Origin of the sequence: Cellulomonas endometrii (genome assembly GCF_949769265.1) — a bacterium.
GTDB classification, from domain to species: Bacteria; Actinomycetota; Actinomycetes; order Actinomycetales; family Cellulomonadaceae; genus Cellulomonas; species Cellulomonas endometrii.
Window position 1 is genome coordinate 91,706 of record NZ_CATKPC010000007.1, and the last position, 13,499, is coordinate 105,204.

Sequence of the window (13,499 nt, forward strand, 5' to 3'; positions counted from 1 at the left end):
GTCGGGCCAGATAGGTTCGTCCCGTGACATCCCCGACCACCCTGCCGCTCGCCGACCCCGTGCTCGCCGAGCGCATCGCGGGACGCCTCGACCGCGTCGAGGAGCGGCTGCGCTCCGCCGTCGAGTACGCCGACCCGCTCGTGGACGACGTCGCGCACCACCTCTCGAACGCCGGCGGCAAGCGGCTGCGCCCCCTGCTCACGCTCCTCGCGGCGGAGCTCGGCGACGGCGCGCGCGAGGAGGTCCTGGACGCCGCGGTCGTCGTGGAGCTCACGCACCTCGCCTCGCTGTACCACGACGACGTGATGGACTCCGCGCCGATGCGCCGCGGTGCGCCCGCCGCGCACGCCGTGTGGGGCAACAACGTCGCGATCCTCGTCGGGGACCTGCTGTTCGCCCGCGCGTCCACCACCGTCGCGCACCTCGGGCCGGAGGCCGTGCTCATCCAGGCCGGGACCTTCGAGCGGCTGTGCCTCGGCCAGCTGCACGAGTCCATCGGCCCCGGCGACGACGGCGACCCCGTGCAGCACTACCTCCAGGTGCTGGCGGACAAGACCGCCTCGCTCATCGCCACGTCCGCGCGCCTCGGCGCGATGTACGGCGGCTGCGCGCCGGACGTCGTCGAGACCGTCGCCGCGTTCGGCGAGCGGATCGGCGTCGCGTTCCAGCTCGCCGACGACGTGCTGGACCTCGCGTCCGAGGGCGTCGTGTCGGGCAAGACCCCCGGCACCGACCTGCGCGAGGGCGTGCCGACCATGCCGGTGCTCCTGCTGCGCGAGCGCGCCGCCGCCGAGGGCGACCCCGACGACGTGGCCCTCGTCGCGCGCCTCGACGGGGACCTCTCCGACGACCTGGTGCTGGCCGAGGTCGTCACGGCGCTCAGCGCGCACCCGGTCGTCCACGAGACCCGCGAGCGGGCCCTGACGCTGGTGTCGGAGGCGGTCGACCTGCTCGCGCCGCTGCCCGACGGGCCGGTCAAGGAGTCGTTCGTCTCGTTCGCCGACGCGCTGGTCAACCGCGCGTCCTGAGCCACCGCCGCGGGACCGCGGCCGGGACGGCGGCGACCCGCGGCTCCGAGGGGGAGCTGTGAGCACGGTCGTGGAGAGCGCGCGCTGCGGTGCGTGCGGCGCGGCGCTGGAGCCCGGTGCTGCGTTCTGCGGGACGTGCGGGGCGCGGGTCGGGGCGGGCGCCCCGGCGGTGCCCGCGGGCGCACCGGGAGCCGCGGTGCCCGCGGGCGCACCGGGAGCCGCGGTGCCTGCGGGCGACCCGGGCCTCTCGGTCCCCGCCGCCGCGACCGCGCCCGATGCCGGGTGGTCGCTCGGGGCCGACGTGGACGAGGCCGTCGCGCCCGTGTGGCGCCGGCTCGTCGCGCTCCTGGTCGACCAGGTGCTCGCCGTGGTCGTCGGCGGGGGCGCCACGCTCGCGGTGCTGCCCGCCCTGCGGGACGGCTCCGTGGGCGCGCTGCTGGTCCCCGGGCTGCTGCTCCTGCTGCTCGGCGCGGGCCAGTGGATCGCCGAGGCCGTCGGCGGGCGGACCGTCGGGAGCGCCCTGCTCGGCATCCGCACCGTCTCCGCCCGCACCGGACGGCCCGCGGGGCTGTGGGCGGTGCTCGTGCGGCACGTCGTGCAGGCGCTGGGCGCGCTCGTCGCCGGGGTCGGGGTCTACGTCGTCGCGGGCTCGGGCGCGTGGGACGAGGGCCCGGAGCAGCGCGGCTGGCACGACAAGGCCGCCGGGACGCTCGTGCTCCGCGCGCGGCCCGTGCGGGACGCTGCCGCGGCGGAGCGTGCTGCGCCTGACGCTGCAGCGCCGGCGGCCGTGCCGGGGCGGGTGGTGCCGGAGCGGGCCGTGCCGGAGCGTGCCGTGCCCGAGCGTGCCGTGCCGGAGCGTGCCGTGCCGGAGCGTGCCGTGCCGGAGCGTGCCGTGCCGGAGCCTGCGGCGGTCGCGGGCGAGCCGGTGCCGACCAGGCCGGTGCCGACCGGGCCGGTGCCGACCGGGCCGGTGCCGACCGGGCCCGTGCCCACCGGGGTCGCGGCGCCGCCGGCCGGAACCGACGCGCCCCCCGCGGCCGCGCCGGTGCGCGACGCCCCGGACGACCTCCCGGACTCGACGATCCCGACGGTGCCCGGCCTCGGGGAGCTCGAGCACACGCACGTCGGGCGCTGGGCCGCCGGACCCGAGGCGGCGGGACCGGCGACCGTGCTCGCGCTCGTCCTCGACACCGGCGAGCGCGTCGTGCTCAGCGGCCCCGGCCTCGTCGGACGGCGCCCCGTCGCCGGCGCGGAGACGTGGGCGCACCTCGTGACGATCGACGACCCGGAGCAGTCCGTGTCCTCGACGCACCTCGCGTTCTGGCCGGCCGACAGCGGCCTCGACGTCCTCGACCGCGGATCCACGAATGGCACCGTGCTGCTCGACCCCGCCGGGAAGCCGTGGTCGCTCCCGCCGGGCCGGCCGGCCCGCGTCGCTGCCGGCTGGACCCTCGTCCTCGGCCGCCGCCGGGTGACCGTCGAGCAGGCCTGACCGCCCCCACCCGCCGCGGCGCAGACCCGGCCAGGCCTGCGCCCTCCGGCCGGGACCGCGCCGCATCCGCAGGGCGGCACCTCGCCCACGAGACTGCGCCTCGCCCACGAGACTGCGCCTCCTGGAGCGGGCGCAGTCCCGGCTACCGGGCGCAGACTCTGCCCACACACAGCCAGCGCCCCCCGGCCCCGGAGCCCCGCAGGCTGGGCGGTGGCGGGGGGACGGCGTCAGAGGGTCGGGGCGGTCCAGGCGAGCTGGACGACCTGGCGGCCCTCGTCGCGGGTGACGAGCTGTGCGCGCCCGGGGACCGCCGGGATGGGCTTGGCCCCGCCGATCAGCGCGCCCTCGTCGGGGCTGCCGGACAGCACGATGCCGGGCGCCGCGAGGTCGCGGAGCGCCTGCAGGACGGGCTCGTACATCGCCCGCCCCGCACCACCGGACCGCCGGGCGAGGACGAGGTGCAGGCCCACGTCGCCGGCCTGGGCGAGCAGCGGGACGAGCGGCTGCAGCGGGTTGCCCGTGGTCGTGGACACCAGGTCGTAGTCGTCCACCACCACGAACACCTCGGCGCCCGTCCACCAGGACCGGTTGCGGAGCTGCTCGGGTGTGACGTCCGGCCCGGGAAGCCGCGTCCGCAGGTAGTCCGCGAGGCCCGCGATCTCCCCGGCGGCCTGGTCCTGCGTCGTGAAGTACCCGGCCAGGTACTCCTCGGGGATCTCGCCGAGCAGCGACCGCCGGAAGTCGACGGCGAAGATCTGCGCCTGCTGCGGGGTGTGCAGGCGGCGGATCTCGGAGGTGACCGCGCGCAGCAGCGCCGACTTGCCCGAGCCGCCGTCGCCGAACGCGTACAGGTGCGGCTCCTCGCGGACGTCGATGCCGACCGGTGCGAGCCCGGCCTCGTCGATGCCGAGCAGCAGGCGGCGGGCGTCGGCGCGCGGGTCGGCGTGCACCTGCGCGAGCGTGACCTCGTCGGGCAGCAGGCGCAGCTTCGGGCCGGCGGGGCCCTGCCAGGCGGCGTTCACGGCCTCGATGAGGTGCGTGACGCCGGCGCCGAGGGTGCCGGGTGCCGGGTCGCCGTCGACGCGGGGCAGCGCGGTCAGCACGTGGTGCTTGGACACGGCGAGCCCGCGGCCCGGCCGGTCCTTGGGCACGTTGACCGCGACCTTGCGGTCGATCTCGGAGTCCATCGGGTCGCCCAGTCGCAGCTCGAGGCGGGTGCCGAACAGGTCCTTGACCTGGGTGCGGAAGTCCATCCAGCGGGCGGCGGACGCCACCAGGTGCACGCCGAACGTCAGGCCGCGGCCGGCCAGCGCCTGGATGCGGGGCTCGAGCTCGTCGAACTCCGTGCGGACCGTGGACCAGCCGTCGACCAGCAGGAACACGTCGCCGAAGCCGTCGTCCGCCGTGCCCTGCGCGCGGCGGGTGCGGTAGGTCTCGATGGAGTCGATGCCGTGCTGGCGGAAGTACCGCTCGCGCTCGTCGACCATCGACTCGACCTCGGCGACCACGCGACGCACCACGTCCGGTTCGGCGCGCGAGGCGACGCCCGCCACGTGGGCCAGGCCGGCCAGCGGGGCGAACGTGCCACCGCCGAAGTCGAGCACGTAGAACTGCACCTCGAGCGGGGTGTGCGTGAGGGCCAGCGCGGTGACGACGGAGCGCAGCACCGTGCTCTTGCCGGTGCGCGGGGCGCCGACGACGGCCATGTGCCCGGCGGCGCCGCCCAGCGACACCGTGAGGTTCTCGCGGCGCTGCTCCAGGGGCCGGTCGACGGTGCCGAGGGGCACGGTCAGCGTCCCGGCGGCGCGCCAGCCGGGGGAGACCAGGCCGAGCCGCGGGTCGGCCACCAGGTCGGGCATGAGCTCGTCGAGCGTGCGGGGGACGACCAGCGGCGGCAGCCACACCTGGTGCGCGGGCGGGCCCTGGCCCTTCATCCGCTGCACGGCGATGTCGAACGTCGCGCGGGTCTCCTCCGGGTCGACGGTGGCCGCGACCTCGGTGGAGGCGGGCTGCGCCTCGATGCCGCCGAGCACCGGCGCCGCGGTGAACGACTCCAGCCGGGTCAGCCCCGTGCCCGTCGTGCCGGCGCCCTGGGCCGTCCGGCGGCGGGCCTTCGGCGGGCCGGACACGTAGGAGGCCCGGAACTGGATCATCGTCGTCGTGTCGGGCTTGAGGTACCCCATGCCCGGGACGGGCGGCAGCGTGTACGCGTCCGGGACGCCCAGCACGGTGCGCGACTCGGCGGCGGAGAAGGTGCGCAGGCCGATCCGGTAGGACAGGTGCGACTCCAGGCCGCGCAGCCGGCCCTCCTCCAGGCGCTGCGAGGACAGCAGCAGGTGCATCTGCAGCGACCGGCCGAGGCGGCCGATGGTGACGAACAGGTCGACGAACTCGGGCTTCGCGGACAGCAGCTCGGAGAACTCGTCGCACACGATCAGCAGGGCCGGCAGCGGCTCGAGGTCGGTGCGGCCGCCCTTGCGGGCCTTCTCGTAGTCCGCCACGTTCGCGAAGTTGCCCGCGGCGCGCAGCAGCTCCTGGCGGCGGACCATCTCGCCCTGCAGGGCGTCCTGCATGCGGTCGACGAGCGTGAGCTCCTCGCCGAGGTTCGTGATGATCGCGGACACGTGCGGCATGTCCGCCATGCCGGCGAACGTCGCGCCGCCCTTGAAGTCGACGAGGACGAAGTTGAGATCCTCCGACGAGTGCGTCAGCGCCAGCGCGAGCACCAGGGTGCGGAGCACCTCGGACTTGCCCGAGCCGGTGGCCCCGATGATGAGGCCGTGCGGGCCCATGCCCTGCTGCGCGGACTCCTTGATGTCCAGCGCGACGGGCTGGCCCTGCGGCGTCACCCCGATGGGCACCCGGAGGCGGTCGCGCGGCAGGCGGGGCCGCCACGCGACGGACAGGTCGAGGTCGCGGACGTCGCCGACGCCGAGCAGGTCGACCAGCTCGGACGACACCTCCTCGTCGCTGCGCTCGGGGCCGGACTCGACGTGCAGGGGCAGCAGGCGGCGCGCGGTCGCCTCGGCGTCGGCCACCGACATCTGGTCGCCGTCGACGCGCACGGGAGCGTTCCCGAGGCGCAGCACGTCGACCGGCGCCCGGACGGCGTCCTCGCCGGCGACCGCGCCGCCGACGTTCAGGCGCAGGGTCGTGGGCTCGTCCAGCTCGTCCCAGCGCTCGGGGAGCTCGAGCACGGTCACGCCGAGCACGCCGTCGGTCGTGAGGATCGCGTTGCCGACGGGGACGTGGCCGCCGTCGACGACCACCAGCACGTGCGGGAGCGGCGCCTCCGCCGCGTAGCCGAACCGGGGCCGCTCGGTGAGGTCCTCGGGGAGCAGCGCCTCGACGTCGGCGAGCGCGGTGCCGATCATCCGGGCGGCGCCCACCGCGTCGCGGGACCGCGTGGAGTGGGCGTGCGGCAGCCACTTCACCCAGTCCCACTCCGGCAGCGCCGCGTCGCTCGCGATCACGGCGACCTGCAGGTCCTCCGGGGCGTGGAACGTGGCGAGCTGGCTGACGAGGGCCCGGGCGAGCGCGCGGGACTCGGACGCCCCGCCGGTGACCTCGATGCGCGCGACGGACCGGACGTCGAACGCCAGCGGCACGCCGTGCTGCACCCGGTGCGTGACGAGGAACCGGTGCGCGGCCGACGCGGCGACCGGGTCGAGCTGCGCGAGGGGCGGGGTCTGCGGGGCCTCGAGGTCCAGGCACAGCGGCTGCGCGCCCACGCCGACGCGCGCGGTGAGGAAGTCGTCGTGCTGCGGGCGCCGCTCCCAGACCCGCGTGCGCTCCTCCGCGACGGCGGGCAGGGCGCGCGGGTCCGGGGACGACCACTCGGCCGCCCGGCGCTGCGCACCGGCCGCCTGGCGGACGGAGGTGCGCAGGTCCGACAGGTAGGCCAGGTACTCGCGCCGCGCGCCGACGACCTGGGCCTGGTGCTGCGAGCGCTGGCGCCAGCCGTTGACGCCGACGAACCCGAGCGACGCGAGCAGGAACATGCCGGCGGCGATGTACCCGCGCGGTCCCGGCTGGTTCATCGCGACGAACACGATCGAGCCGACCGACCCGAGCATCGGGATCGCGTTGGCGAGCATGCCGCTGACACCGTCGGAGGGCTGGATCTCCGGGGGCGGCTGCAGGACGACCTGTCCGCTGGGGACGGCGGGCGGCTCCAGGCGCGTCCCCTGCTGCGTCGCGATCGACATCGTCGGCGCTCGGTCCCTCCTGCTGGGCGGGGAGCCGCGCGCCCCCCGGCGTTTCTCGTCGGTCAACCTACCTGTCGTGACGCCGACCCGGCGGCCGGTGTTCGGCCGTCCGGGCGATCCTCGCCCCCGGGGCGGTGCACGCGAGCGCCGGGGGACGCTCCGGGCCGGTCGGGAGGCGGGCGACCGCATAGCATGTCACCCGCCGCGCCCGGGGGCAGGCGGGTCCTCCGCCGACGCCCACCGGCCACGGGACCAGCGAGGAGGAGGTGCGCGTGACGGTGCCGGGCCCCGCCGTGCTGGCGCCCCTGACCCGCGTCGCCGTGCACCTGGGCGTCCGCCGCCTCGACGTCGCCCTCGACGCGTCCCGCACGCTGGGCGAGCTGCTCGCCGCCGCCGGGGTGCCGCTCGTGCCGGGCCTGCTCGCGCTCGACTCCGCCGGCCGGGTGCTCGACCTCGCCGCGCCCGTCGCCGAGCAGGTGGCCGACGGCGCCGTCGTGCACGTCGTCGCGCCCGCGCCGCGCCCCCGTGGCCGCGCCGCCCGGGCCCGCGCCGCGTTCGTCGCCCGGCGCCCCGACCCCCAGCCCGCGCTGCTCGGTGCCGCCGCGTGCGTCGCCGCCGTGCTCGCGGCGGTCGAGGTGCTCGACCCGGCGCGCCGCGGGTGGGTCGCGCTCGTCGCGGCGCTCGTGCTCGCTGCCGGGGCCGTGCTGCTGGCCGCCTCCCGGTCCGCCTCGACGTCCGCCGCCACGCTGGTCGCGCCCGTGCTCGCCCTCGCCGCCGGTGTGGCGGCCGCCGACCCCGCCGGCGGCGCGGACCGGCGCCTGGCCCTGGTCGCCGGCCTCGTCGCGGCCACCGGCGCCGCCGCCGTCCGGTACGTGACGACCCGCGCCCTGCGCCGGGGGCAGGACCTGGCGACCGTGCTCCTCGGAGCCGTCGGCACGTTCGCCGTCGTCGACCTGCTGGTGCTCGTCGCGGAGCTGCCGGGCGTCGTCACCGCGGCGGTGCTGCTCGGGCTCGTGCCGGTGGGCCTGCGCGTGCTGCCGGTCATGGCGCTGTCGGTGCCCGACGAGCAGCTGGTGGACCTCGCCCACGTCGCGCGCACCGCGCCGAGCGTCCGTGGGCCGCGCCCGCGGGGACTGGGCCGCGTGAACGAGCGCCAGGTCGTCCGCACGGTCGGCTCCGCGGAGCGCCGCACCGACGCCGGGGTGCTGCTCGTGTGCGCGCTGCCGCCCGTGCTGGTGCCGGTCGTCCTCGCCGGGGCCCTGGGGGAGCCCGTCCGCGGCTGGGGGGCGATCGCCCTCGCCGCGGCGCTCGTCCTCGTGCTCAGCCTGCAGCCGCGGTCCGCCCGCGGGGCCGTCGCGCGGTGGGCGCCGCGCGCCGCGGCGGGCCTCGTGCTGCTGGAGCTCGCGGCGCTCGGCGGGCCGCTGCTCGGCGGGGACGCGGTGCTCGTCGCCGTGGCCTGCGTCGTGCTCGCGCTGGTGGCCGTCGCGGTCAGCCTCGCGCTCGGGCGGGGGTGGAGCTCCGTGGTCGCCTCCCGGTTCGGCGACGCGTTCGAGAGCCTCGGGGTCGTGCTGGCCCTGCCCGCGGCCCTGGTCGCCGCGGACATGATCGAGACGCTGCGGCGGGCGACCTCGTGACGGCACCCGGCGGGGCGCTCCGGACGACGGCCGGGCGGCGGCAGGACGATGGCAGGATGACGCGGATGACAGGGGGCCGGACGTGGAACCGACGATGAGCGCCGGACCCGGGTCCCTCGGCGCCGGCACGGGCGCCGGCACCGTCGCCGTCCGTGAGTGCGCCGGCTGCCGGCGGCCCCTGAAGCCCGACGCCCGGTTCTGCACCGCCTGCGGCACGCCCGTCCAGGCGGACGTCACCGTGACCGTCGTCGAGGGCGCGCAGCCGCGGTCGCGCGCCGACGGGCGGCCGCGCGAGGCCCGGCCCGCCGTGCTGCACCCCGCGTTCGGCGAGGCCACGCCCGCCGGGCCGGGCCGTCGCGTGCTGGCGTACGCGATCGACGCCGCCGCGGTCGGGCTCGTCGGCGGCGCGCTGCTCGCCTGGACCGGTTCCGTGCTGCTCGTGGCGCTGGTGGTCGCGGAGCTGGCGCTGGGTCTGCTCGTCTGGGAGGCGCACACCGGCCGCACGCTCGGCAACACCGTGCTTGGCCTGCGCACCGCCCGCGAGGAGACGCCGTACTCCGTCGGCCCCGCCCGGGCGTTCCTGCGGGGGCTGGTGCTCGCCGCGGGGCACGCCGTCGCGGGCCTGGGGCAGTGGGTCGTCGTCGCGTCCGCCGCGTTCGACACCAGCGGGCGCGCGCAGGCGTGGCACGACCGCATCGGCCGCGCCGTGGTGGTGGACGTCCGGGCGCACGAGCGCGCGGTGGAGGCGCTGCACGCGGCGGAGGACGCCCGGGTGGCGGCCGTCGGTGCCGGGCAGGGGGTCGGGCGGCCGGCCGGTCCCGCGGGGCGGCCGGGCGGCGCGCCGCGCGGGGTCGGGCCGTCGACCGCTGGGCCGGCGAGCGCCGTGCCGTCGACCGCTGGGCCGGCGAGCGCCGTGCCGTCGACCGCGGTGCCGGCGGTCCCGGGGCCGTCGACTGCGGCCGCGTCGGGCGCCGCGCCCGCAGGCGTCGTGCCGCAGCCCGTCGCCGCACATCCGCCGGTCGCGCCGGCCGCCGGGGGCTACGGTGCGGGCGCGCCGCACGTCGGGGGCGTCACCGCGCCGGGGACGCCGGCGCGCGCCGCTGGCGACCCGGCCGCACCCACCGGCCGCCGCGCCGCCCGCGCCGCCGCCGTGCAGGGCACGGCTCCGGGCACCGCCGGGCCGGGCTCGGCGGCGTCGGGCGCGGCCGGTCCTGGCACTGCCGGTCCTGGCACTGCCGGTCAGCCGGTGGCGCCCGCGTCCGTCCCGCCTGCCGCTCCGGTCGGGGCGGTGGGCGGCTGGACCGGCGTCCGCCCGATCGTGCCGGCACGCGCCGAGCCGGAGCCCGCCGTCGCCCCCCGGGCACCGCACCAGGCGCAGCCGGCGCCGTTCCTCGTCACCCTCGACACCGGCCAGGTCATGAGCGTCACCGGGCCGGGCCTCATCGGTCGCTCGCCGCGCCCCGCACCGGGCGAGCGCTGCGACCACGTCATCGTCGTCGACGACCCGGAGCGCAGCGTCTCGCGCACCCATGCGCGGTTCGGCATCGACAACGGGACGTTCTGGGTGTCCGACGCGGGCTCGGGCAACGGCACGACGCTGCGCCTGCCGGGGGGCCGCGTGATCCCGGTGCCGGCGGACCAGCGGGTGCTGGTCCCGTCGGGCTCGACCATCCAGGTCGGGGACCGCGGCGTGCGCATCGACGCGCCGACCTCGCGGGGCTGAGCCCGGCGCCCGCGGGTCGCGGGAGCGGCGACCGCACCGGCGCGCGCGGGCGGCCGGGGTGACAGACGCCGACAGCCCGGCGTCGTCGGTGAGCCCTCCCGAGCGGCCGCACGCGGCGGGGGAACGACGACGGGCGCGGTCCGACGTCTCCGTCGGCCGCGCCCGTCCTGTCAGTGACGGTGTCTCAGGTCACCACTCGTCGTCGGACGTCTCCGGGGCGCTCGCCTCGGCCGGGCGCAGGGCGTCGCGCCCACCGGCCCGCGCCGCAGCACCGAGCGCGGGGGCGTCGGCGCCGTCCTCGACGTCGATCTCCGGCGCCAGCAGCCCGCCGGAGGACCGGCGCCGCTTCGTGCCGTTGCTGCCGCCCGCACCGCCGCCGCCCATGGGCGCGCCGGCCATCCCGCCGGCGCGGCTGCCCGCGGCGGCGGTCCCGGTGGCTCCGGCCTGCGACCCCTGCACGAGGCCGGACGCCGAGCCGGACATCCCGGAGGCGGACGCGCCGCCGACCGTGCCGAGCGGAGCGCCGACACCACCGACCCCGGCCGCGCCGCCGAAGCTGCCCGCACCGCCGAAGCTGCCCGCGCCACCGGCGGACAGCCCGCCACCGGCCGCGAGGCGGTTCAGGCCGGCGCCACCGAGCGCGGCGCCACCGACCGTCAGGCCGCCCGCGAGGCCACCCGCGCCCAGGCCCGAGAGGCCCGAGCCGGAGGAGCCGCTGCCGCCGGAGCCGCCCGCGCCACCGAGGTGCGCGCCGCCGCCGGAGCCCAGGCCGCCGGGGATCGTGCCACCGACGCTGCCGTCGGACGACGTCCCGTCGCCGTACCCGGGCACGTGGCCGCCACCGGTCCCGCCGGAGCCGCCCGTCCCGGGCGTCCAGCCGGGGCCGACGACGCCGCCGACCGAGCCGGGGCCCGAGCCGGGGTGCGTGCCGCCGCCGATCGTGCCGACGGAGCCGCCGCCCGGTGCCTCCCAGGTCGGCGAGACGAACGCCCCGCCGCTGGTCGGCAGCGTCCCGACCCCGCCCGCAGGTCCGCCGCTGCCGCTGGGCGCGCCGCCGAGGCGCGGGGCGGAGCGGGTGCCGGGGCCGTTCGACTCGTCCGTGGTGTCGACGGGGGCGTGCCGGGAGTCGTCGGGGGTGTAGCCGGTGTTCCGGTCGGCCCGGTCGAGCGTGATGCCGGTCATCGCGCTGTTTAGCGCGGCGAGCGCCTGTGCGGCCTTCGCCTCGCGGGCCTCCTCGCGGCGGTCCGACAGGATGTTCCCCGCCACGACGCCGGTGACGGTGCCGATGCCCGGGAGCGCGACGGTGGAGGCGGCGGTGATCGCGGCGCGCTCGGCGAACGACAGCTCGCCGTCGGGCAGCTCGTGGAACGCGTTCTGCGCCTCGGCGATCGCCGCGCGGGCCGACTCGGCGGCGCGCTGCAGCGTGTCGAGCTGGGCGGAGAGCTCGACGATCTGGCCGGACATCGACGTGAGGCTCGCGGCCGCGGCCTCCGCGCTCTCGCCCTGCATGATGTAGCTGAGCCCGGACGCCACCGTGCTCAGGTCCGAGGCTGTGGTCTCGGTCTTCTGGGCGCCGCTCTCCAGCGCCGCGCGCTGGGACTCCACCGCCCCGAGGTCGGCGTCCAGCGTGCGCCGGAGCTGGTTGGCCTTGTCACCCATGATGTCCCCCTCGTGCCGGTGTCTCGGTGCCCGCCTGCTGGTGCGGCTGCTGCTGGTTCGACGTGCTCGGCGGCGTCCGACGGCCTCGGCGCCGGGCGACCAGGACGATCGCGACGACGGCCGCGACCACCAGGAGCGCACCGCCGGCGGCGGCGAGGACCGGGACCGGGGACGTCGCCGCGGCGTCGCCCTCGTCGTCTCCGGTGCCCCCCGCGGCGGTGTCCGGTGCGCTGCTCGCGGTCGGCCCGGGCTCGGCCGCCGCGGCCTCGATCTCCGCCACGCTCGGGTGCGCGTCGGGGTCGTCGGACAGGAACGGGTTCTCGTCCGGGTAGGCGGTGGGGTCCACGGCGAGCATCTGCCGGACGTTGACGGCGCCGTAGCCCCAGGCGTCGTCGACGATCTGGGGCTCGTGCTCCTCGCCCCCGGCGTTGCGCACGAGCGACTGGAGGATCTGGTTCGCCGTGGCGTCCGGGTACGCCGACCAGACGAGCGCCAGGGCCCCGGACGTGAAGGCCGCCGCGTTGGACGAGCCCGTCGTCCGGCCGTAGTCGTCGTAGGTCGGGGAGATGACGCGGAAGTCCGCGCCCGGCGCCACGACGTCCACCCCGCCCAGCTTGGGGCTCGTCTCGTCCAGCTGGACGTCGGGGGTGAGCGTGCCCACGGAGACGACGCCGTTGAAGAAGGCCGGGGAGCCGTGCACGAACCCGCCGTCGTTGCCTCCGGAGGCGACGACGATGACGCCCTCGCGCAGCGCGTAGATCATCTCGTCCGCGGAGAACGGGTAGTCGCCGGACACGTTGACGATGTCCGCTCCGCTGGTGATCGCGTCGTGGAAGGCGGCGTTGTCCCCTCCGGAGCGCCCGGGAACCGAGTGGCAGGCGTCGATGTCTTGCGGCGCCATGGCGAACACCTCGACGGTGGCGTCCGGCGCGATGCCGCGGACACCCGGCTTGCCGGCGGTGCCCGCGCCCGTGCCGAGGATGATCGACGCCATCGTGGTGCCGTGGTGGGCGCCCTCGTCGTCGCGGGCCGACGGCGCCGGTGCCCCCGGGCTGGGCGCGCAGTACGCGGGCTCGTTCATGAGGAGGTTCGTGCCGACCAGGTCGGGGGAGTCGGGGTTCACCGGGGTGTCGACCACGGCCACGGTGATCCCCTCGCCCGTCGCCTGCTGGTGGAGCTGGTCCATGCCGGTGGCGGTGTAGTACCAGAGCCCGCCGTCGGACGGGTCGGCGCTCGTCGCCGACGCGGCACCGGCGGGCGCGAGCAGCAGCAGGGCGCCCAGAGCAGTGGCGGCGGTCCGGCGGGTGGTGCGGCGGAGCGGTGCCGTCATGAGATGGACTGCATCTGCGGCCCGCGGTTGCTCGAGACGGGGACGCCCCGGTCGAGCCGCGCGGCGATCGCCTGCAGGCCCTCCTGCACGGTGGCGTCCTGCTCCTGCATCGTGCGGGCGCTCTCCGACAGCGCCGTCCGGCTGCTGTCGAGGGCGTCCTCGATGGCGGAGATCCAGGCCTCGGCGTCGACGAGCTTCTGACGGTACGACGTCGCGAAGTCCTGGACGCTGGTGATGTCCGGCCAGGTGCCGGGGGAGTCGTTCTCCGCCATCGCCGCGATGCGGGCGCGCAGCGCGCGGACCCCGGTGAGCAGCGTGAGCAGCTTGTCCGCGCTCAGCGCGAGCTCGCTGTAGTCGTACCCGACGTCGCCTGCCACGTCCGTCCTCCGCTGTCGTCCCGTGCGCCGCCCCCTGCGGCGCCAGTA

The 13,499-nt window shown here is 77.7% G+C and carries 8 protein-coding genes; 4 read left to right on the forward strand and 4 right to left on the reverse strand.

Going from position 1 to position 13,499, the window contains the following annotated elements; translation table 11 throughout:
* The first annotated feature begins 23 nt into the window (after positions 1-23).
* Positions 24-1,028 carry a polyprenyl synthetase family protein gene (locus tag QNH85_RS09755; RefSeq protein ID WP_282946109.1) on the forward strand — a complete coding sequence of 335 codons (1,005 nt, stop codon included), beginning with the start codon at positions 24-26 and terminating at the stop codon, positions 1,026-1,028.
* Positions 1,029-1,086: 58 nt separating this feature from the next.
* A complete protein-coding gene (locus QNH85_RS09760) occupies positions 1,087-2,520 on the forward strand; it encodes an RDD family protein (protein WP_282946111.1) in 1,434 nt (477 codons plus the stop codon).
* A gap of 227 nt (positions 2,521-2,747) precedes the next feature.
* Here the strand turns inward: QNH85_RS09760 and eccCa are convergent, their stop codons facing one another.
* Positions 2,748-6,728, reverse strand: a complete 3,981-nt coding sequence (gene eccCa, locus QNH85_RS09765) for a type VII secretion protein EccCa (RefSeq protein ID WP_282946113.1) — start codon at positions 6,726-6,728, stop codon at positions 2,748-2,750.
* A gap of 272 nt (positions 6,729-7,000) precedes the next feature.
* Here eccCa and QNH85_RS09770 point away from each other — a divergent pair, with 272 nt between their 5' ends.
* Together QNH85_RS09770 and QNH85_RS09775 are read left to right on the forward strand one after the other, a co-directional pair.
* The gene (locus QNH85_RS09770; protein ID WP_282946114.1) at positions 7,001-8,362 is read left to right on the forward strand and encodes a hypothetical protein; all 1,362 of its coding nucleotides are present in this window, start codon (positions 7,001-7,003) and stop codon (positions 8,360-8,362) included.
* A 94-nt stretch (positions 8,363-8,456) separates the two neighbouring features.
* Positions 8,457-10,085, forward strand: coding sequence for an RDD family protein (locus QNH85_RS09775; RefSeq protein WP_282946116.1), 1,629 nt, complete (start codon positions 8,457-8,459; stop codon positions 10,083-10,085).
* Between the two features lie 189 nt (positions 10,086-10,274).
* Here QNH85_RS09775 and QNH85_RS09780 read toward each other — a convergent pair whose 3' ends face one another.
* Genes QNH85_RS09780 through QNH85_RS09790 form a run of 3 tightly spaced genes read right to left on the reverse strand, consistent with a single transcriptional unit; the run spans position 10,275 to position 13,451 of the window.
* On the reverse strand, positions 10,275-11,744 hold the full coding sequence (locus QNH85_RS09780; protein WP_282946118.1) for a hypothetical protein: 1,470 nt from the start codon (positions 11,742-11,744) through the stop codon (positions 10,275-10,277).
* Positions 11,737-13,074 carry a S8 family peptidase gene (locus tag QNH85_RS09785; RefSeq protein WP_282946120.1) on the reverse strand — a complete coding sequence of 446 codons (1,338 nt, stop codon included), beginning with the start codon at positions 13,072-13,074 and terminating at the stop codon, positions 11,737-11,739. The genes QNH85_RS09780 and QNH85_RS09785 overlap by 8 nt, the downstream gene beginning before the upstream one ends.
* Entirely contained in the window at positions 13,071-13,451 is a 381-nt protein-coding gene (locus QNH85_RS09790) for a hypothetical protein (RefSeq protein ID WP_282946122.1), read from the reverse strand. The genes QNH85_RS09785 and QNH85_RS09790 overlap by 4 nt, the downstream gene beginning before the upstream one ends.
* Positions 13,452-13,499 lie beyond the last annotated feature (48 nt).

Bases quoted from the DNA above. Each gene is read 5' to 3' on its own strand.
- QNH85_RS09785 (WP_282946120.1), bottom strand. From the start codon at position 13,074: ATGACGGCACCGCTCCGCCGCACCACCCGCCGGACCGCCGCCACTGCT.
- QNH85_RS09780 (WP_282946118.1), bottom strand. From the start codon at position 11,744: ATGGGTGACAAGGCCAACCAGCTCCGGCGCACGCTGGACGCCGACCTC.
- QNH85_RS09775 (WP_282946116.1), top strand. From the start codon at position 8,457: ATGAGCGCCGGACCCGGGTCCCTCGGCGCCGGCACGGGCGCCGGCACC.
- eccCa (WP_282946113.1), bottom strand. From the start codon at position 6,728: ATGTCGATCGCGACGCAGCAGGGGACGCGCCTGGAGCCGCCCGCCGTC.